Raw genomic sequence first — 21,159 nt, 5'->3', positions numbered from 1 at the left:
ATTTCAAAAAAATTGAACTAGTTTAAGTTCAAAAATGATCGCCTCTCCAAGATTGCGTAAACAATCTCAAAGAAGCACAACCACCTTCGTTCTCAAACAGAGGTCACTACCAAATTGTCAAAGATCAAAAGCTTTCGCTTCTCCCTGTCGGCGTCACTCGCTTCAGGTGAGACGGTATATCCTATAGCTTCTCGCCCTGGCGTCAAAGGGGCTCGTGGGGTTTTTGTTTAGAAAAGATGAAATGAAGTTGTAACATGTTGATATAAAACACATTGCGGTGATGCGAATTCCGGGGAAAGATCGCCCTTTTCGTTTCGGTGACGCCTATGACCCTGTGAACTGGGGCGGGGATCTTGTATTTTACGAGTGACGAAAGCACGTGTTTTACCGAGGCCCGCTTTGGGTAGCCGTATTAGAAGGGCAAGAATGTCATGATGTGTCGTGGAGTTCGCGGGGCGACTACCGTTTCTCATAACGATCGCGACGAGATCCTCGAAGCGACTCGGCAGCTGTTGGCTTTGATGATTCGCCAGAATGGGATCGATCCAAAAGACGTAGCGAGTGCCATCTTCACTATTACTAACGATCTGGATGCAGAGTTTCCTGCTCTAGCGGCAAGGCAAATCGGTTGGATGGATGTTCCTCTTATATGCACGCACGAAATTAGTGTACCCGGCTCTTTGCCCATGTGTGTGCGAATACTGCTGCACTGGAATACGGATAAGCCCCAAGAGGAGATCCATCACGTCTATGTACGCGATGCAGTCAGGCTCCGGCCTGATTTGTGCCAAGTTCCTGAGATCGAATGGGAAGAACTTGAGCAGTGGATTGAGCAGCAGATGACGGGTATGAAATAAGGTTTATGTCGTAACTGCTTATCTGAAAGCAGCTTATCGAGAAATGCGCTCCGCGTGCGGCTAGCATCAGCCATGGTATGGCATTCTAGTTGCTTAACATTCGGTTAATGAAATTGCTCCCGCATGAGCGGCCTAGCGGTCCTCTGGTGGGGGCTTTTTTGTTTCGCTAGACCGTAGGGCCTCTGTTCGAAAAATACCGCATTATGGCGGTCACCCGAAGCAATCGTCTATGGTCTTCATGGAATGTTAACGATACTATTGCTAATACCTCATCTATGAACGGTTGACGTGGCAGTTGGCCCCACAGCCGGACATCCATATCTCACTCTAGAGTGGCCTGAATGCCCACTAGAAAAGGAGGCTCGTATGCAGGATGTAATCGCGGGCTACTTAATTGTAGGCATTTTCAGCCTTGGTGGTTTCTTCGTAACAAGAGCCTGGACCAGAGAATGGTCGGTATTTGCTCTGAATCTATCTGCCGTCGGCGTGATAGCGCTTGTTGGGCTGTACACTGCTTTCGTGTGGGAGAATCTTTTCCTCACAGAGCTATTGCCGTTCTCGAACTTGATCGTCCTCAGCAATCTTTACCCTCTGGCGGCACTTGTGCTCGCTGCCATCGCGACGAACCGCCTACGTGATCAAGGATGGCGACGCGTCATTCCTATGTCAGGCTTGCTCGGAGCTGGCGTTTGGTCGCTGATCTATCCCCTGATAGGCCAGGCACCGGAGTGCCAGACGAATTGGGATACGCAAGGGATCTGCTACCAGACCACAGACCAAACGTGCACTGCGGCGTGTGCTGCGACGCTGTTGAACTACTACAAAATCCCCACAACTGAAGAAGAAATGGCCGAGTTATGTCTTACTCGACAAGGAACTTCGTGGAAGGGTTTTTACCGTGGTTTAAAGCTGAAAACGAAGGATACGCCTTATCTGGTTCGCATGGATTATCTCTCGGCTGGAGAACTTGCCGCCGCACGTCGCCCTGTTGTTCTGCGTGTCGGAAAACGGGCCTGGTTGGGCAGTGGTAATGCGGCAGGTCTACCGGAAGGGTGGAATGTCGGCGAGATTCACTCGGTCGTCTGCCTTGGGCGAATTCATGGCTATTATGTCATCGCTGATCCTAACCCGGATATCGGCATCGAGTATTGGAGCGAAGAAGAACTGTTGAAGGTGTGGGATGGCCACAGCGCTCGGCTCGAACGCAGTTACGAAGGTCCGCTATTTAAGAACACTCGAAGTGGCCTGGAGAACATCCGCACATTGGCCGCACGTTAGACTTTGGCCGAGCAGCGAATCATCTGCGTCTCGGTAATTAGATGGTCGACGGGCAGGTCGTGGGCTTCGCTCGGTATTTTGGGGTAAATCTGGCAGTCGTAGGCCAATCCGACTTTTATACAGTCGCCGCTCAGTGTCTTTAACAGCCTATCAAAATAGCCTTTGCCGTAACCGATTCGATTGCCACGCCGGTCGAACGCGACGCCAGGCATCACGACGGTGTCCAATGTTTCAGAAGGCACAGAGCGTTCAGAGCGAAGTGCCGCTAACGGTTCTTTAATCCCAAACGAGCCATGCTCAAGCTGCTGCAGATCTGTCAGTAGAAAGAGGCCTAGTTCGTTATTGCTGAGGCAATAGGGGACCACGACTTGCCCTTTTACACGCAGAACCTCTTCCAGGATGCCCATGGTTTTCACCTCGTTGCGTACGCTAACGTAGACCAGCCAGTTGGAACCTTCACGAATGGGAAATTCCGTAAGAAGTCGATGCTGAATGGCCTCGCTCCGCTGGCTACCATCATCAAGGGCCTGGCGTCGTGCGATCGCTTCGCGGCGAATATCATTCTTGTCGGAAGGGTTCATCTTTGCGGTAGGTAATTCCAGTTAACCGAACAGAGCCATTGCCAAACGCATGCCGGTGAACCAAAGGAAGAGACTTGCCATGGTGCGGGTCAGTGCGAATAGCAACGACAGTATGGAAAGACCAAACCCTACCCAGCGAGCCGTAGAACGTCGATGGGATAACAGGTAGACGTTCAAGATGACGGCGACCGCAGTAAATAACACCCCGATAATCGAATAGTAGCAGACAATGCTTGTCACAAAAGCAAGAAGGGATCCGCCGAGACTTGGGTAGTCCATCGGAAGTGAGTCTAGAAACCTTATTGTCGTTGGGATTACCGCGGGGGCTTGTGCATGCTCCGCGTCATTGTTTTCTTCCTCGATGATTGCCGCGATCGGTTCATCGTCTTGGGTGTTTCCGTGCGAAAGGTAGATTGCCAGAACCGGAGCCCTTCGAATGGGCGGGACTTGAAGTTGCGTCGTCTGGGGTAAACCTGGCCCGGTTAGTGCGGGCGTTCTAACCGTTTCGCTGCGAATGAATGGCGTCCCGCATTTCCAGCAGCGGTTAACGGCTCCAATGAGCTCTTCTCCGCATTTGCTGCATACAACGCTCATTCGTGGGGCCTAAATCGAGGGGAGAACGCATTCGGCTTGAGCCGCACAGTATATAGGTTCGCGAGAAACGGCAATCTTGTGAAGTCATGCGAAACGGACTACTCTAAAAAGTTTACCGCGAATAGCCAAATATTCTCCTATTCAACGCCATCCTTCTGGAAAAACGTGACAATACCGCCCGTGTGTCGTCAAGTGTTCTCAGAGGTTCCATTCGTATCGTGAGAAGTATGTTGATTTTGAAGACAGTGAACGTTCTATCCTTGTCATGGGTGCTCTTGGCTTTGACTTTCATGGGCAGTTTACCACTGCATGCCGAACTGCCTGAGCCAGAAGTTCCTCAACTTGCTCCGGCTTCGGATGAGGGCGAAAATGCAATTTCTGGGTTTAGGGTCCCCGAAGGGTTCGAGATGAGCCTTTTCGCGGCCGAACCGATGACCGCCAATCCTGTAGCATTTTGTCTTGATGATCTAGGACGCGTCTACGTTGCGGAAACCTACCGACAAGGGCAAGGGGTCGAGGACAATCGAAATCACAACTATTGGTTGAATGACGACTTGGCGGCTCAGTCCGTAGCCGACCGTCGCGCATACATTCTGAAGCATCATCCTGAAGCCGCTCAAAAATACACTCAGCATGACGATCGGATTCGCATGTTGGTGGATACGGACGGCGATGGTAAGGCCGATCAAGATACGGTCTTTTCTTCTGGCTACAACGATATCGTGGAAGGAACCGGAGCTGGCGTGTTGGCGCTTGATGGCAGTGTTTACTACACCAATATTCCGCATGTATGGAAGTTAAAGGACGTCGACGGTGATGGCGTGGCTGACGACAAGAAGTCCCTCAGCGAAGGGTACGGAGTGCGATTCGCTTTTCGAGGGCATGACTTGCACGGCTTGACGTTAGGGCCCGACGGCAAAATCTATTTCAGCATTGGCGATCGTGGGTACAACATCGAAGTCAATGGAACACGACTCAAAGATCCTGGTTCTGGGGCCGTTTTCCGCTGCAATCCGAATGGATCGAATCTGGAAGTCTTTTGTACAGGGCTCCGAAATCCGCAGGAGCTTGCCTTCGACGATTTCGGCAACCTTTTTACTTGCGATAACAATTCGGACAGCGGCGATCAGGCTCGGTGGATTTATCTTGTGAAGGATGGTCATGCAGGCTGGAACATGGCCTATCAGTACCTAAGTGATCGCGGGCCGTGGAACCGAGAGAAGCTGTGGCATCCGCATCACGAAGGTCAGGCAGCCTACATAGTTCCTCCCATCCTTAATATTTCGGACGGTCCAAGTGGACTGGTGCACTACCCAGGTACTGGATTCGGCAAGCAATACGATGGAACGTTTTTTCTATGTGACTTTCGTGGCGGTCCGGCGAATAGCGGGATCCGAACGTTTCGAATGAAACCGAACGGCGCAGGCTATGAACTGGTCGACTCCGAGGAATTCCTCTGGAAGTGCCTGGTAACGGATGTTGATTTTGGCCCAGACGGTGCGATGTATGTCAGCGATTGGGTCGATGGTTGGACAGGTTTGAATAAGGGACGCATTTACCGACTAACCAAGGACAATCCAGAAGATGCCAAGCTAATCGCGGAAGTGAAAGAACTTCTGCCGAGTGATTTCACCGCGAAATCGGACGATGTACTGAAGAAGCTGCTCGGTCATGCAGATCGTCGCGTTCGGATGAAAGCTCAATTTGCCCTGGCAGAAGGCGACAAGCTCGACGTGCTCGAGTCGGTGGCTGCCGAAGGCGGCGCATCACAACTGGCCCGGCTGCATGCAATCTGGGGAATTGGACAGATTGCTGAAGGAGAAGCAAAAATGGCGGACCGCGTGAAGGCCGTCGAATTGCTTTCCACACAACTGGTGAAAGACAAAGACCCAGAGGTTCGGGCCCAAGTAGGCCGCGTGTTGGGAGAACTTCGTGTGATCTATGGGCTTCCTAAACTGTTGGAAGACGCAAACCCGCGGGTTCAATACTTTGCCATGATTGGACTAGGCAATGCCGGACCCCATGGGGACCCGAACCAGGTGATCGATCGCGTCGCCGCGATTTTAGCCAAGAATGCCGATCAAGATCCTATCTTGCGACACGGCGGTATCATGGCGATGGCTGGTATGCGAAGTCTTCAGTCGTTGGCCGACTTGGCCAACCATCCATCGGCCGACGTACGTATTGCGGCGGTGGTTGCTCTAAGGCGTCTTGAAAGCCCTACTGTGGTGCGATACTTGGCCGATGGCAACGAATTAGTGGTCCTGGAAGCAGTGCGTGCTATTCACGATCTGCCGATGGAAAAAGCATTGCCGCAGGCAGCCCGGTTGATTGATTCTGGCTGGAAGAACGATGCATTACTTCGCCGAGTGCTCAATGCAAACTTCCGTCTTGGCGATCAAGAGAACGCAGAGGCTCTCGCACGCTTCGCCGCGAGAAGCGATATGCCTGAAGCGATGCGATTGGAAGCGTTAGCTATGCTTGAAACATGGGATAAGCCTGGGCAATTGGATCGTGTCGTGAATTTCTATCGTCCGTTGGAGGACCGTGATCCAGCGGTTGCCAAACAGGCGTTGGCGACCGCGTTGCCGAAGCTTTTAACCACCGATGAGGCCGTTCGTAATAAGGCGGCCAAGTTGGCGGCCTCGTTCGGGATCAAAGAAGTATCGCCTGTATTGATCGGACTTGCGACCGACGCAAAGCAATCTGCCCAGACAAGGGCAGATGCGATCGCTGCGCTGGCAAGTGTCGATGCCGACAAAGCATTGCCGATCGTGCAAGACGCATTGAAGTCAGACCAGCCATTGGTTCGTGCGGTTGCTCGAGATCAAATCGCTAAATTGACTCCCGATGCCGCAGCCAAGACTCTTTCAGAAGGCATTGCCGCCGATTCGGCTATCGAACGTCAGAAAGCTCTGGCGGCCCTGGCGAATTTGAAGCCGAACGGATCCGAGGCTATCGTTTCTTCTGCGATGGAAAAGCTTCTTTCTGGCAAATTGCCTGAGGATACGCGTCTGGATGCCATTGAAGCGGCAACGGCCTTTAAGGATTCGGCGGAGGTGTCATCTCTGTTAGAGAAGTATCGCTTGTCGCTCGACCCGGCGGATCCGTTGGCCGAGTACCGCGTGGCGTTGGCTGGGGGCGACTTCGAGCGAGGACGTAAGATCTTCTTTGAAAAGACGGAAACGTCTTGCGTTCGCTGTCACCGAGCCATGGGGACTGGTGGTCGGGTTGGTCCGGAATTGGATGTCCTGGGGCAGACGAAGTCTCGGGAGTATTTGCTCGAGGCGGTCGTTCAGCCAAATGCCAAGATCGCCGAAGGCTTTGAATCGATCTTGGTGCTGACCGTCGATGGCCAAACCTTCTCAGGCGTACTCAAGGAAGAAACCGACGAGGCCGTGAACCTGGTTGATGCCGATGGAAAGTTGATTACGATTCCACAGGACGACATCGAGGGTCGCAAGAGTGCCAAGAGCCCCATGCCTGAAGACATCTTCAAGCATCTGTCCAAGTCAGAACTTCGTGACCTAGTCGAATTTTTGGCGAGCCTGAAGAAAGATGGTTCTTCGGCCGGGCACGAATAATTACTTTGTGCTGTTCTCAAAGAACTTCCAAAGCTCGACCGCGGCGTCGAGCTTGCTGGTAATCGGGCCAATCAATCGAGGTGGTAAATTTCGACTTGCGCCTGGCCATTGATGACCGTGTCCTTGAAGGTAAAGAATGGTCAATTCCGGGTCATTCTTTCGTGACCGATAGCGAACTTTCTTAATTGTATCGTCGTCCGAAACCGTGGTTGGTTCGGTCTCGCAGTCAATTGCTTTGGCCCACTTTTCCATATGGTCGGCAATTGGGGGCGTCGTGCGAGTGCCCCAGGGGAGTGAGGTTTCGCCTCCGCCGATGGGAAGCACTGGATCTGCTGTTCCGTAGATAAATAGCGTCGGTAGCGGTTTCACGGGTTGGGGGTCGTTTACTGCGACCATTCCGGCAACCGTACCGATGGCGGCGAGGCGATCGGACATCTCGGCACCCAGACGAAAGGTCATCCCACCACCATTGCTGTGCCCTGTGGCAAAAACGCGGTTCTTATCGTAGCGAACCTTCTTTGCCAGATCGTCTAGCAGTGTGCGAATGTAGGCAACGTCATCGATTTTGGTCCTTGGCGAGCCTTCGCGAAGTTGTCCGGAATTCCATAGTTGTGGATTGGCCAGGAAATTACTGGGCAGACGCGGTCTGGCCGGTAAACCATTCGGCGAGACGACGATAAACCCTTCTTTATCGGCCAGCTTTGCCCAGTTGTAGTGGTGCAAAATAGATTCGGCATCACCCCCTGTCCCATGCAGTGCAATCACCAAAGGTGGAGGTGTTTGGGCGTTATAGCTCTTGGGAATATGAATCAAGGCGGTCCGCGAGTAGCCTTCGGACTTAGTCGAGATATCAAACAGGCCAGACGTGGGTGGGGATGGGACTTCGGCTGCTTGAAAGTTTTTACCACCCCAAATAAGCCCGCCTGTGATTCCAAATAACAAAAGGAGAGCGAACCAGCGGCGACGAAACATGACAACCTCGCAGGAGCAATAGGAACGTTATCAATTATTACCTGCCAGATCGTCTGTCGGATTCGAGCGATTTAAGTTTCCAGGATGATACCGCCGTCTACCCGAATGGCCGCGCCGTTGGTGGCACTGGATAAGGGCGAGCAGTAGTATGCCGTGGTATTGGCAACCTCTTCGACTTCAGCGAAACGTTGTATAAGTGAGGTGGGTCGAGCATGCTCGAAGAAGTCATTCTCGAATTCTTCTTTCGATTGACTGGCTTCCTTGGCCAAATGACCGACGAACTCGGATACGCCTTCGGATGCTGTCGGGCCGGGTAAGATCGCGTTTACGGTCACATGGGTTCCCTTGGTCAATCGGGCGATTCCGTTGACGAGCGAGATGTTGGCGGCTTTGGTCATACCGTAGTGAATCATCTCGGCGGGAATCTGGACTCCACTTTCGCTGGAAACGAATAAGACGCGTCCCCAATTGCGCTCTAGCATTTGGGGCAGGACGGCCCGCGTAAGTCGTACCCCGGACATAACGTTTATCTGGTAGAACCGCTCCCAGTCCTCGTCCGGGATTTCTGAGAATTCTTTCGGTTCAAAGATCCCAGCATTGTTTACCAGAATATCGATTTGCCCGGACTTCTCGAGAAGATCATTACATCCCAGGGGTGTCGAGACATCGGCCGCGATTCCCCGCGCGTTGTTTCCAATCGATTTCGCTGCGGCCTGCGTCGATTCCTCGCTGCGGCCATTGACGATCACATTGGCCCCTTCCTGAGCTAGTACTTGGGCAATTGCGTAGCCAATTCCTTTGGTCGAACCAGTTACCAGCGCATTTTTGTTCTTCAGTTGAAGATCCATGAGACATCTTTCTAGGAAGTGGGGTTGAGAAGGTTAGGCCTGGCCAATACATGTTATCACCGATCAATTTGCGTTGTTTCGCTCAGGGCCTGCCTATATACTACGGCGGCATTGGTCACGCAGCCAAGCTTGTGCTGGATTGAGCAGGTCAGATTGATGACCCAATCGAGTAAAACAGCATGCAGCCTTGCGAATCAAACTCTCGCCACTTCTCGCGTAGGATTGACACTTAGCCATTTTTGAAGTGTTGGCTTGGATCGGAGTTACAAGTCAGGTGCCCAGAAATCGAATCATACTCAAGCTGCTTGCCCCCACGTTGCTGTTGGTTGTCGCCATCGGACAGATGGTAGCTGTTAACAACTGGCAACTGAATCCCTGGAAAGGAGGGGGCTTTGGTATGTTCGCCGAGATCGAAAAGCGGACGATAAAGCATTGGGCTTACACCAGCGACGATGTCTTTCACACCGCATTGATCCCTGAGTTAGAGCGGGAATACGTCAACGCAAGTACGCTCCCCAGTAAGAAGAATTTGCTGACCGTCGCACATCGCTTTAACGAGATAATAAAACAGGAAGATGCCAAATACCAAAGCGTTGCGCTCGTGATCGGAAATCTTGCCTACGACTCGCAGGCGTGCGAAATCCACGTCGAACCGTTTGAAATCGAGGAAGGCACCACGTTTCTCATTCTCTCTCGCGATGGAGAAGAGATTCAGGATTCTTTAAACGAGTAGCGAGGGGGCCATGGAAGCAAGAATGGAATCTGCTGCTTCGGCCAAGCATTGGGCCAGCGAGATCGAGTCACCAGAGGTCCGATGGAATATCTGCTTGGCGCTTTCCCTCATAATCGTGTTACTCAATGGTCCCGATGCATGGTTCATGCGAGGACCCAGCTTGGGCTTGGCAATTCTGGCTCTTGTGTCGGCAAGACTTCGCAACTCTGCGTTAACCTGGTTGGCTCTGGCAATTATTGTTGGATCTGGGGTCGTCTACGATTGGGCCACATCTGACAACCACAAGTGGCTGATAGGCTATTGGATGCTCGCGACAGCTTGTGCTTGCTGGGCAAAGCAAGATCGGCAGGAAATCTTGCACGCCAATGGACGCAACCTGTTGATCCTCGTCATGGGACTGGCTGCGTTCTATAAAGCGACGACGCCGTCCTATCTGTCCGGAGACTTCTTCGAGTTCACGCTATTAACCGACAGTCGGTTTCACGGTTTCACTGCCCTTTTGACCGACCTGAATTCTTGGCATCTAGAAGAGAATCGAAGCGTCGTGATGCAGCTGTTGCTTGGCTCGGAGTGGGACTTGGTTCCCCGCAGCTTACATCGAACCGAGTCGGTAAGGTGGCTGGCCTGGTTCCTGACCTGGTGGACGGTGGTTATCGAAGGCTCGATCGCTCTTGTTTTCGCCTTGCCAGAGAAATCACGTTGGCATTCGCTCCGGCACTATCTGCTGCTCACCTTTGCGGTAACCACCTACATGGTCGCCCCGGTCGAAGGGTTCGGCTGCATGCTGATGCTGCTCGGCATGGCACAGTGTCAGGTCAAGGACCGCTATTTCTTTATGGCCTATGTCGTCGCGTTTGCGTTGATCCAAGTGGTAGGTCAGATGGCCGAAACCATGTGGAGCATCGGCTGATCCGGCCAGGTTTTAATGCGATGTCCCGATCGAGGACTCTTCGAGCTTTCCAGGCGAGGTAAATGCATGAGCTGTCTGAGGGGTGTTCTCGTTACCGAGAATTGACCCTGGAGCGAAGAACTCGATGAAGCTCACCTTAATGGAGTAACCGACCGGAACTAGAAACAGCACCAGAACCGTAGCGAAGATTTCCCCGAAGGCGATACTGGTTGCCATCGGAATAAGAAGCTGGGCTTGTAGCGATGTTTCGGTTAGCAGCGGCGAAAGGCCACCCACGGTGGTAATTGTGGTTAGTAGTACCGGTCGGAAGCGACGCGAACCTGCTTCGAGCAATGCTTCCTTCAGCGGCATGCCTGCTTTGACACGCTGATTGATAAAGTCGACCAGCACGATGGAATCGTTCACGACAATCCCGGTTAGTGCGACCAGACCAAACATGCTGAAGAATGTAAGAGGGATCCCCATGATCGCATGCCCTGCCACGGCACCGATCGCCCCGAAGGGGATGATGGCCAAAATCAAAAGTGGCTGGAAGTACGATTTGAATTCAAATGCAAGTAGCATGAACATGGCGACTACGGCAACAAGGAATCCATTACCCAGACTGCCCATCGACTCGCTACGCTGTTCGTTTTGTCCTTCCCAAGACACGCTAATGCCAGGGTATTCTTTGAGAAGCTTGGGGACAAAGTCTGCTTTGATGCCGGCCACGATTTCGACTTCGTTGCCACGTTCGGTATCGATATCCGCAATAATCTTGATCGAACGCTTTTGCTTCAAGCGGTTGATCTCGGAGTAACCTCGGACGATGTCCACTTCTGCCAGTTCCGTGATCGGACGCTCGATGCCGTCGTCTAGGCGAATGCGGATGTCATTGAACGATGCTAGGCGATGCCGATCCTCTTGAGGGTATCGCACCATGATCTTGACTTCATGGCGTCCACGCTGGACTCGCATCACTTCCTGGCCATAGAAAGCAGCCCGGACGGTTTCGGCCAGGTCAGCCGTACGTACGCCGAGAGCTTGGGCATCAGGCTTGATACGGAATCGATATTCCCATTTGCCGGGAATCGAGTCGTCCGAGATATCGATCAGGCCCGAGTAGGTCTCCATATGGGCTTTGGTCTTCTCGACCGCTTCTTCAAGTTGATCCATGTGATCGCCATCGGCCAGCAAGCGAAACTCAATCGGGGTCGCACCAGGGCCCATTGCTTGCGAGGCAATCGTTAACGACTCGGCTCCCGGAATCGATCCAAGTTCATCTCGCCAGGCGGTAACGATATCCATGCTGCTGATTTCGCGCTGCTCGGTGTCTTGCAACTCGATCTCGACGCTCCCAACATGGCTACCGCTGGCCTCGTTGGCATTTGCTCCGGGAGGACCACCATTAGAGACTTGCGAGCCGACGGTGCGGAATGATACCTGGCCCAGGCTCTCACCTTGAGGGGAAAGACGCTCGTTGACTGCCCAGAACGATTCTTCAATGCGTTTGGTCCACTCTTGGGTGACGCGTTCGGGGGTTCCATCGGGAAAGGTGACTTGAGCTTGAACCGTATTCCCATCCAGCTTGGGGAAGAACTCGATCGGCGCTATGCCAGAACGTACGATCGCAAAGGTCACCAAGATCGCAGCCACGCCGCCTCCGCACACGATGATTCGGTTGTGCAAGGCCCAATTCAGACTAGGTTGATAGGCGTTGCGAATGAACCATTCCAGAATCTTGGTCGTGGTGTTACTAGCCCAATGAACGATCGGCAAAAGCCAAGCAAAGATAAAGAGAGCCCAGCCCATGAACTTCATGAAGCCGTCATTTTTATGCGCCAAGTGACACGGCAAAATGGTGATGCATTCAAAAAGCGAAGCAATCAAGATGGCAATAATTGCCATCGGCATCACGGCCATGAACTTTCCCATTACGCCACTGACAAACAGCAGCGGCATGAACGCCATTACGGTTGTGGCCGTCGACGACGACACGGAACTCATCACCTCCGTTGTCCCATCCACAGCCGAGTCCATGAAGGATTTGCCCATCAGTCGGTGGGCATAGATGTTTTCGCCGACAACAATCGCATCGTCCACCACAATGCCCAAGGCCATCAGAAAACCGAACATGGAAATCATGTTCATCGTTTCCCCAGCGGCGTACAGGTAAATACCAGCAGCAAAGAGCGAGAACGGAATTCCTAGTGAAACCCAGATCGCAAGCTCGAGATCCAAAAATAAGATCAAGAGCACAAAGACAATGATCAATCCGTAAATTGCGTTCTCGATGAGTAAGTTCAATCGACCGCGGACTTCGATTGATTGATCACTCCAGGTCAGCATTTCGTAGCCACTTGGCAGCTGCTTCTCGGCAACATAGCTCTTGACGGCATCTACCATCTTAAGCAGGTCTTCGTCCGAGCTTCGCGAGATGGTCAATGCCATCGCGGGCTTGCCTTGGATGTAGGCGCGAGACGTGGTGTCGGCTAGTTCATCGCGCACCGTACCTAGATCAGAGATGGTAAGAACGGCTCCATCTAGCTGAGTAATTAAGGGAAGCTTGGCGATGTCTTCCCCTGTGGTGCGGCGATTGTTACCCCGTAGCAAGACTTCCTGCGACTCGCCGCGAATCGTACCGGCTGGCAGTTCGCGGTTTTCACGGCGGATGATCTCGGCCACATTGTTCAGGGTTAGACCGTGCGATCGCAGAATGGATTCGTGGATCTCGACATCGATCTGATAGTCTCGGTTGTTGATAAAGTCGACCTGCGAGACGCCATCGAGCTGAAGCATCTCATTGCGAACCTTCTCAGCCACTGCGCGTAATTCGAGTTGCGCTTCTTCCGAGTCGAATTCAGGTCCAATCACACCGACTCGTATCGCTGGCCGACGCGTGGTAACGCGACGCACCTCAGCGTCTTCCGATTCTTCCGGGAAGCTGGGAATGCGATCAATTTCCGAACGAATTTCGTCCAGCACTCGATCAGGGTTCAAGACGGACGATTGCAATTCGATGACGACACTGCCCACCCCTTCTGCGGCAACTGAAGTAACCTTCTTGATGCCATCGAGCGAACGCACCGCCTCTTCGATCTTCTGACAAATCCCTTCTTCCACTTCCTGAGGCGCGGCTCCGGGATAGGGGACCTGGACGAGGATGATATCGAGATCGAAATCGGGGAAGGTCTCGCGATGCATTCGCGAAAGCGAGACGAATCCGACTAGGATTGCGGCGACCATTAAGATATTCATGGCGGGCGTGTTGGATATCGCCCAGCGAACAATTCCTTGCATGGTTATTCAACCACCTTAACTTTCGCACCATGGAAGGGAGCCGACAGGGGCGAGACAACGACCTGCTCGCCAGGCTGAATTTTTCCTTCGCCGGCATATACTAGCGCGTCGTCATCATTGCTCACGGCTACCAGGACTTCTCGGCGTTCTAATTTGTCGTCTTTGACAACCCAAAGACGATTGCCTGGGTAAACTGCCGGTACAGGCACCGCTACTAACGGATTTCTCGGATTGACGTGGACATCTACCTGAACGTACATGCCCACCATCAGTGTCGGGACCTCGGCAAGGGTGTCGATCTCTCCGTCGTCAGTAATACGCTTGACATGCAGTGGATCGTTAACTTGGACGCGACATGGAATCATCCGAGTTTGTTGGTCAATCTGGCCGCCGTCGTAGCGGGTCAGCTTTCCATCCCAAACGTAAACCTCGTTCCCAATCCGGAATCGTACGGTGACTGGTGTTTCGGGCAGCACGTAAGCTCCGCGTTTCTTCGTCTCGGTCGAACCGGTCGACGATTCCCAGAGCCACTTCATTTGATAGGCTTGCAGGCTGCATTTGATTTCCAGCTTCGAGGTGTCACGGATCGTGCAGATGGCAGTCCCCTTCTGCAGGTAGCTGTCTTGCTCTACCTGGTCCTCTACAACTACGCCGTCGATGGGTGAGGCAATCGTCGTGCGGCTTAGTTGCAATTGGGCAGCCGAGATCTCTGATTTCGTACGATCGCGGACGTTTTCCAGCCGCGTCTTGGTGGCTTTCAGGAGTGCGAGTTGATCGCGTTGCGTTTGAAGGGTCGTCTTGGCCGATAATTCCGCACGCAGAGCGTCATCCAGACTCGACTCGGTCGTGGCATTTCGACTAACGAGACTTCGTATTCGGTCGGTCGATCGTGTCTGAATTACGAGATTCTCAGAAGCCAACTCGATCTGACCGCCGGCCGATGCGATTTGAACATCCATTTCGGCGATGTTGTCCTCGGCCTGTTCGAGGTCCTCTTGCAGTCGTTCTAATTCCAGGTCATAGTCGCGGCGGTCGATCAAGACGATCGGTTCCTTCGCTGAGACGGTTCGACCGATACGTAGATTGTCCGATTTTTCGATTACCCGGCCGTCGACTTCCGCTGCTAATTGAATTTCGCGATACGGAACGACAACACCATCCACCTCGAAGGTAATCCCCGACTCATGGGGCTGAACCGTTTGGATTTCGACAAGACGGATGTCCTCGGGGGGCGGTTGGTCTGACTCGGTCTTGGCTTGTCCCAAGAAAATTACCGCAGCGAAACCACCTCCCACCAGACAGAGGGAGATGAGAGATTTCAGCGCTAGATTTAAAATGCCGGTAAACTTCGACATGGATCGTTCTCAGGTGCGAGGACGTGTGATTTGCTAAATTAATTAGCTGCGTTAGTATTAAACACGCGTTTAACTCGATAGTATCGCTGCCACTCTAAAAAAACAATCGCAAGATCCGAAAATTCATGAGTTCGTCACCGCCTGATGCCAAACAACGCCTCCTCGAGGCAGCTATTCAGGAATTTGCCCTGCATGGCTACGACCATGGTACGGTTCGCCGTATCTGCGGTCGGGCAGACGTCAACGTGAACGCGGTGAAGTATTACTTCGAGGATAAAAAAGGCCTGTACATCGAGGCAGTCAAAGAAGCCCATCGGGCTAGGCATCGCTCGATGGCCCCCAGTGGCTTCATTCCTCCCGGAGATGGCCCCGAGATCGACCCCGAGGTGCGATTGCAGGGATTCATTCGCCAGATGGTAACCATGGCCATGTCCGCCCAGGATCGAATCGATCACAAGCATTTGCTGATCTTTCGGGAAATGGCCGATCCTTCCGAGGCAACCCAGGATATTGTGCAGGAATTTATTCGTCCTCATTTCGAGCGTGTGAATGACATCTTGAAAGATCTGCTTCCTAAGGGAACGCCGGACGGCGATCGCCACATGTTTGCTTTCAGTGTCGTGGGACAGTGTATGCACTATAAAATGGCTGGCCCGATCATCAACATGCTCATATCTCAGGACGAGCTCCAGGCATTAACCGCAGACCGAGTGGCCCAACATATCTACCAAGTTGTTACCGCTGCGATTCTCCAGAGAAAACAAATCGATTCGGCTTGATTTTCCGTAGGCGATCCTTCAGGCTGCTGGCAGATTCTCTTCTCTTGTTTGCCAGGGAGTAAAACCATGCGACGACTTGCCTGCGTTGGGATTGTCTTCTCGATCTGTTTGACGGCCATGGCCGACGACTGGCCGCAGTGGCGTGGCCCCAATCGAGATGGTGTTTGGCGAGAAAGAGGTATTGTTCGCAAGTTCCCCAAGGAAGGTCTGCGCCGCGAGTGGACTGTCCCGATCGGAGCAGGCTACAGCGGGCCAGCTGTTGCTGACGATTATGTCTATGTGACCGATCGCATCGTCGAGCCTGAGCAGAAGGAACGCGTCCACTGCGTCGACCTGATAAACGGGAAGAAACTTTGGAGCTTTGAGTATCCGTGTGCCTATTCCAATATCGGATATTCGGCCGGACCCCGGGCTTGTCCTTTAGTCGATGACTCAAATGTCTACGTTTTGGGAGCAATGGGGCATCTGCATTGCTTGGATGCAATCACCGGGACCAAGATTTGGTCGCGAGATCTACAAAAAGACTTCAAGATTCGAATGCCCGCCTGGGGAATTGCTGCGGCACCACTGCTTTGGCGTGACCTTTTGATTCTGCAGATTGGCGGGGCAAAAGGTGCTTGTATTATCGCCCTTGATAAAGAAAGTGGTGAAGAAGAGTGGCGGGCCTTGAATGATCGGGCGTGCTATGCTTCGCCCATCATGATCGAGCAAGCAGGGCGTCCTACCGTACTTGTTTGGACTGGCGACAGTGTAGCCGCGTTGGACCCGAAAGATGGCGATGTACGTTGGCGATATCCATGGGCTCCACGCAATATGCCGATCGGTGTTGCCACGCCGGTTGTCAACGGCGATCGCGTGTTTCTTACTTCGTTTTACGATGGCGCGTTAATGCTAAGGATTAAGCCTGACGAGTTTGGCTACGACGTGTTGTGGCATCGTGTGGGTCGTTCAGAAAACGATACCGATGGACTTCACTCGATTATCAGCACGCCGGTCTTCGAGGGAAATTACATTTATGGCGTAGATAGCTATGGTCAGCTACGCTGTCTCGATGCTTCCAACGGAGATCGTATTTGGGAAGATCAGACGGCCGTTCCAAAGGCTCGGTGGAGTACGATCCACTTTGTGAAATATCGGGACCGATACTTTCTGTTCAACGAGCGGGGGGAACTAATCATCGCCCGACTCTCTCCCGAAGGTTTTCATGAGATCGACCGGACGAAGATCATCGACCCAACCCGCGATCAACTCGCACGCCGCGACGGTGTGTGCTGGTCGCACCCTGCTTTTGCAGAGCAGTGCATTATCGCTCGTAACGACAACGAACTGGTTTGCGTTAGTCTCGAAGACTGAGACGGCGTTACCAGGCCTGTGCGTCGTTGACGGCTTGCTCTAGAATCGCGACGACCGTATTGGGGTCGTAAGGCTTGCGAACGTAGAAACGAGCCCCACTGCGGCGACTTTGCCGAATCATATCATCGCCGCCGTTGGCACTAAGGATGATGACGGGGATCTGGCTGGTCTGCACTGCATCGGTCAATTGCGAGCAAACATCCAACCCGTTGGAATCCGGAAGATTGACGTCCAACAGAATGGCCATAGGGCGTTGCTGAAGAGCAAGCCGGATGCAATCGTTCCCTTTGTGGGTGACGATCGGATCGAAGCCTCGCTTCTTGACGAAGTGAGCTAAGGCCTCACAAATATCAGGCTCATCATCGCAAATAAGAACATCACCTCGGACCTCTAGGTCGGTGAGTTCTTCCATTTGAGGAATGGCATCCGCAATCATTGTATTGCCCCTATTTGCGTGTCGCCGTTGCGTACAGTCCATCGTGCACTCAAGCATTCCCCGCAAAGTAGCGTTGTCAAAATGCAACGGTTGCGAAAAGACAACGTTTTTCACTGGGGTCGGCGGCATAATCGTTAGAGTCGAATGTTCAACGATTTTTCCAATCGATGTCATTCAACTGGCACAGCGCAAGTTCAAGAGCATGCGTGCCGAGTCGGCCATGACCTTGGGCTTTAACGGCTTGGTAGAGTTGCTCGCCCAGGGCAAGGCCTGGCAATGCGATTCCCATCTTGCGAGCTTCGGAAAGAGCGATGCCCATGTCTTTGATAAAGTGCTCGACAAAAAATCCGGGGTCGAAGTTGTTGTCAATGATACGCGGCCCCAGATTGGTTAGCGACCAACTGCCGGCCGCACCTGAACCCACACTCTGTAGGACGGTCTCTAAATCGAGACCAGCTTTATGACCATACAGTAAGGCTTCGCAGACGCCAATCATGCCGGTCGCGATTAGCGTTTGGTTGACCATTTTGGTGTGCTGCCCTGCCCCGGGCCCACCTTGACGAACGATCGTTTTCCCCATTGCTTCCCAGCAAGGATTCAAAGCGGTGACGACTTCCTCATCACCCCCGATCATGATCGACAGCCGAGCTTCTTTGGCACCGATGTCACCACCGGAAACGGGCGCGTCGATGCTATACACACCTTTGGCGTGGGAGGTCTCGGCAATTTCGACGGCTAAGGTCGGTTCGCTGGTCGTCATATCGACTAGGATGTTGCCTGCTTTGCTGCCGGCCAGAACACCATCGTCTCCTAGAAGGACGCTCCGAACGTCTGCCGGAAAACCAACGATTGTGAAGATCACGTCACTGGCTTCGGCCACTTGCTTGGGCGTGTCTGCCCACTGTGCGCCTTTCTCCAACAGTCCTGCGGCTTTCTCCTTCGTGCGATTGGAAACGGTTGCCGAGAATCCCTTGTCGATCAGATGGCCACACATGCTGGCACCCATGACACCGGTACCGATCCAGCCGATCTTGGTTTTTCCCGGAACAATTTCAATGCTTGGCATGGTAGGAGCCTTACCTTAAAGGGGGGCGAGGAATATCGCTCGCTTTCAATATTTAGCTATGCTGTGCACCGAGAATTGTAACACAGCTTGCCGAGTCACTTTAGACCCAGAGGTAAACCCAGACGTTCGGTCGAGTCAAAAGAGGTATGCGTGTTATCGCCGGACTATTGAGAAGTGACCGAGTTCGCACTATCGACGTCGGGGCTTCGGGCGGGCCATGATTTCGCCGAGTATGAAAGCATTGCGTAACTGAGTCGGATCGCGGAACATAGCGGCGATCGCGGCACCTGCATCTGGCGACCCAGTAGTCGAATCCGAGTCGTAGTTATATGACTCGGATTCTTCATACTGATGTTCCTGATGAACCATTGCCTCGATCGCGTAAGGCTGTCGTTCTTCGCGTTTCTTGGCTTCTGGATGGGAAACATCAATCGGCGATTCGAGGTGATGGTCTCGAAGCGATTCATGGGCAGATTCTGCTTCAACGAACTCATCTTCATGATAGGCATCGGCCGACTGAGCCGGGACGCGAGAAGAGGAGGTGTTTCCGCCGCCGCGACTTTGTTCGAGAAAGTCTTGGATCTCGCGTTCCAGGTCCGTTTGAGGTTCTCGCCTGCGACGTTGTCCGCGATCGTCTTGCACGGCTTTCCCTCCTAAAAGTTGAAGCAAATAAGGACCAACCATAAAAAGCACGACAATGCCGATACGAATCAGCAATTCGATGGCGTCGACGTCGGCTATTAGGTTCCAAATTCCCACAAGTGATGTCCCTGATGGCGGGGCTTACTTACTCGACGAGCCGACGGAACCACTGGAAAGGGCGATAGACTTACGCATGTCCGTGTCGGCCTGCACGTTTCGCAGTGAGTAGTAATCCATGATGCTTAAACCGCCGTTGCGAAAGGCTTCGGAAATGGCCTTCGGAACTTCCGATTCGGCATCGACGACCGCGGAGCGAGCATTTTCGATTTCAGCCAGGTTTTCTCGTTCTTCAGCCACGGCCATTGCTCGGCGACCTTCGGCACGTGCCCGGGCAACTTGCGTGTCGGCTTCCGCCTGATCGGCCTGCAGTCGAGCACCAATGTTTTCGCCAACATCAATGTCAGCGATATCGATCGAGACAATTTCAAACGCCGTGTTGGAATCTAGGCGACGTGACAGCACGGCCTTAGAGATCAGGTCGGGATTCTCCAGCACGTTGGAATGCGTTTCGGCAGAACCGATCGCACTGACAATCCCCTCCCCCACACGACCGATGATCGTTTCTTCCGTGGCACCACCAATTAACCGCTGTAAGTTGGCCCGCACTGTCACCCGGGCTTTGACCTTGAGCTGGATTCCATTCTTGGCCATCGCATCTAGTGATGTGCGTTTGGCATTTCGCGGTGGGCAGTCGATCACTTTCGGATATACGCTCGTTTGCACCGCTTCCAGCACATCGCGTCCAGCCAGGTCGATGGCGGTCGCTTCACGGAACGTCAATTGAATGGTCTTCGCTTTGTTGGCCGCGATCATCGCTTTGATGACCTGGGGTACGTTACCACCAGCCAGATTGTGCGCTTCAAGTGCTTTTGTGGTGATCCCAGACGAATCACCCAGCCCGGCTTGAACGGCCATGATTTTGCTGCGGACGATCATCTTGGCGTTCACATTCCGGAACGACATGCCGAGCAGGTCGAAGATGGTGATGCCAGCACCGGTCCAGATCGATTGAATCCAGAGGCGGAAGTAAAACGCGAAGATCCCAAGGACGACCAACATCACTAGCGCCGCGGCCAGCATGCCGATAATCACCAGGTTCGCCCACCAGTTGGCAAGCAGAGAGATTTCAACGAAGTATTGCATGGGGAGTGTTTCTACCGCTGTACCATAGGTATTGATTCAGCCATCAGTTATGGCATTCTGACGGCGAAAGTCAAGCAAACGGGTCGTCTTCGAAAATTTCGTCGTTGCGAGTTGTTAGTGATTCCGACGTTTCGATTTCCGAGACAGGCTCGGGAACCTCATCGGTCTCGTCGATCCGGGTTACCAGGACTCGATTCCCTTCGACCTCGACGACTTCGATCAAATCCCCTCGATCGGCGGCCGGGCCTACGATAATCACGTCCCAGCGATTGCCATCAATTTCGGCGACGCCGCTGGGCAGAAGGTTGCTGCGAGCAATCCCTCGGCGACCGACCAGTTCTGTGTGGCCGGAATTTTCGAGGGAATCGGCGAACTCTTCGGAGGCCGAGTCGAGCAAAATCATTCGTCCCATGGGGGTATGAGGCCAAACACGAATTGCAATACCAATCATCACAGGAACCGTAATCACCGTGGCCGCGAGGAAAGCAGTACCTACAGCGATGTCACACTTCAAGTATGCGTAAATGACGGAACCTACCAATAGCACAGCCGCGACAAACCCCAAGATGCCTCCTGAGGGAAGGAACACCTCAAGGACAATGAACGCCAGCCCTGAGAGGAGCAGAATCAAGGCGATGGTTATTGGTGACATGGACGATCTCTCGAATGGTCTCGGGATGACAACAGAT

Annotated in this window: 18 protein-coding genes; 7 read left to right on the top strand and 11 right to left on the bottom strand. The window is 53.0% G+C overall.

Going from position 1 to position 21,159, the window contains the following annotated elements:
- Positions 1–431: 431 nt before the first annotated feature.
- Positions 432–857, top strand: coding sequence for a chorismate mutase (gene aroH / locus HOV93_RS21660; protein WP_207398634.1), 426 nt, complete (start codon positions 432–434; stop codon positions 855–857).
- Between the two features lie 366 nt (positions 858–1,223).
- Positions 1,224–2,135 (top strand): cysteine peptidase family C39 domain-containing protein, encoded by a 912-nt coding sequence (locus HOV93_RS21655; protein ID WP_207398633.1) that lies wholly within the window; start codon positions 1,224–1,226, stop codon positions 2,133–2,135.
- Here the strand turns inward: HOV93_RS21655 and HOV93_RS21650 are convergent.
- Both HOV93_RS21650 and HOV93_RS21645 read right to left on the bottom strand, forming a co-directional pair.
- Positions 2,132–2,716, bottom strand: a complete 585-nt coding sequence (locus tag HOV93_RS21650; RefSeq protein WP_207398632.1) for a 5-formyltetrahydrofolate cyclo-ligase — start codon at positions 2,714–2,716, stop codon at positions 2,132–2,134. The genes HOV93_RS21655 and HOV93_RS21650 overlap by 4 nt on opposite strands.
- A gap of 21 nt (positions 2,717–2,737) precedes the next feature.
- The gene (locus HOV93_RS21645) at positions 2,738–3,310 is read right to left on the bottom strand and encodes a hypothetical protein (RefSeq protein WP_207398631.1); all 573 of its coding nucleotides are present in this window, start codon (positions 3,308–3,310) and stop codon (positions 2,738–2,740) included.
- 290 nt (positions 3,311–3,600) lie between these two features.
- On the opposite strand from HOV93_RS21645, the gene HOV93_RS21640 reads away from it, so the two are divergent.
- Positions 3,601–6,894, top strand: a complete 3,294-nt coding sequence (locus tag HOV93_RS21640) for a PVC-type heme-binding CxxCH protein (protein WP_207398630.1) — start codon at positions 3,601–3,603, stop codon at positions 6,892–6,894.
- Here the strand turns inward: HOV93_RS21640 and HOV93_RS21635 are convergent, their stop codons facing one another.
- Positions 6,895–7,866, bottom strand: a complete 972-nt coding sequence (locus tag HOV93_RS21635) for an alpha/beta hydrolase family esterase (protein WP_207398629.1) — start codon at positions 7,864–7,866, stop codon at positions 6,895–6,897.
- Between the two features lie 71 nt (positions 7,867–7,937).
- Entirely contained in the window at positions 7,938–8,714 is a 777-nt protein-coding gene (locus HOV93_RS21630) for an SDR family NAD(P)-dependent oxidoreductase (protein ID WP_207398628.1), read from the bottom strand.
- 274 nt (positions 8,715–8,988) lie between these two features.
- On the opposite strand from HOV93_RS21630, the gene HOV93_RS21625 reads away from it, so the two are divergent.
- Both HOV93_RS21625 and HOV93_RS21620 read left to right on the top strand, forming a co-directional pair.
- The gene (locus HOV93_RS21625) at positions 8,989–9,447 is read left to right on the top strand and encodes a hypothetical protein (protein WP_207398627.1); all 459 of its coding nucleotides are present in this window, start codon (positions 8,989–8,991) and stop codon (positions 9,445–9,447) included.
- Positions 9,448–9,469: 22 nt separating this feature from the next.
- Positions 9,470–10,357: a hypothetical protein gene (locus HOV93_RS21620; protein ID WP_207398626.1), complete on the top strand. Its 888-nt coding sequence runs from the start codon at positions 9,470–9,472 to the stop codon at positions 10,355–10,357.
- Positions 10,358–10,369: 12 nt separating this feature from the next.
- Here the strand turns inward: HOV93_RS21620 and HOV93_RS21615 are convergent, their stop codons facing one another.
- Complete coding sequence (locus HOV93_RS21615) at positions 10,370–13,636, bottom strand: efflux RND transporter permease subunit (RefSeq protein WP_207398625.1); 3,267 nt, start codon at positions 13,634–13,636, stop codon at positions 10,370–10,372.
- Between the two features lie 2 nt (positions 13,637–13,638).
- Positions 13,639–14,991: an efflux RND transporter periplasmic adaptor subunit gene (locus HOV93_RS21610; RefSeq protein WP_207398624.1), complete on the bottom strand. Its 1,353-nt coding sequence runs from the start codon at positions 14,989–14,991 to the stop codon at positions 13,639–13,641.
- Positions 14,992–15,116: 125 nt separating this feature from the next.
- Between HOV93_RS21610 and HOV93_RS21605 the strand changes: the two genes are divergently transcribed.
- Complete coding sequence (locus HOV93_RS21605; protein ID WP_207398623.1) at positions 15,117–15,770, top strand: CerR family C-terminal domain-containing protein; 654 nt, start codon at positions 15,117–15,119, stop codon at positions 15,768–15,770.
- A gap of 66 nt (positions 15,771–15,836) precedes the next feature.
- The gene (locus HOV93_RS21600; RefSeq protein WP_207398622.1) at positions 15,837–17,123 is read left to right on the top strand and encodes a PQQ-binding-like beta-propeller repeat protein; all 1,287 of its coding nucleotides are present in this window, start codon (positions 15,837–15,839) and stop codon (positions 17,121–17,123) included.
- A gap of 7 nt (positions 17,124–17,130) precedes the next feature.
- Here HOV93_RS21600 and HOV93_RS21595 read toward each other — a convergent pair whose 3' ends face one another.
- The 5 genes from HOV93_RS21595 to HOV93_RS21575 form a co-directional block, all read right to left on the bottom strand.
- The gene (locus HOV93_RS21595) at positions 17,131–17,559 is read right to left on the bottom strand and encodes a response regulator (protein ID WP_207398621.1); all 429 of its coding nucleotides are present in this window, start codon (positions 17,557–17,559) and stop codon (positions 17,131–17,133) included.
- A 148-nt stretch (positions 17,560–17,707) separates the two neighbouring features.
- Positions 17,708–18,625: an NAD(P)-dependent oxidoreductase gene (locus HOV93_RS21590; protein ID WP_207398620.1), complete on the bottom strand. Its 918-nt coding sequence runs from the start codon at positions 18,623–18,625 to the stop codon at positions 17,708–17,710.
- Positions 18,626–18,814: 189 nt separating this feature from the next.
- Positions 18,815–19,384 carry a hypothetical protein gene (locus tag HOV93_RS21585; protein ID WP_207398619.1) on the bottom strand — a complete coding sequence of 190 codons (570 nt, stop codon included), beginning with the start codon at positions 19,382–19,384 and terminating at the stop codon, positions 18,815–18,817.
- 24 nt (positions 19,385–19,408) lie between these two features.
- Positions 19,409–20,470 (bottom strand): flotillin-like protein FloA, encoded by a 1,062-nt coding sequence (gene floA / locus HOV93_RS21580; protein ID WP_207398618.1) that lies wholly within the window; start codon positions 20,468–20,470, stop codon positions 19,409–19,411.
- A gap of 70 nt (positions 20,471–20,540) precedes the next feature.
- Positions 20,541–21,122, bottom strand: a complete 582-nt coding sequence (locus HOV93_RS21575; RefSeq protein ID WP_207398617.1) for an NfeD family protein — start codon at positions 21,120–21,122, stop codon at positions 20,541–20,543.
- Positions 21,123–21,159 lie beyond the last annotated feature (37 nt).

It is taken from the genome of Bremerella alba (genome assembly GCF_013618625.1).
GTDB classification, from domain to species: domain Bacteria; phylum Planctomycetota; class Planctomycetia; order Pirellulales; family Pirellulaceae; genus Bremerella; species Bremerella alba.
Note: the sequence above shows the minus strand (reverse complement) of the source record. Positions and strands in the feature narration are given on the sequence as shown.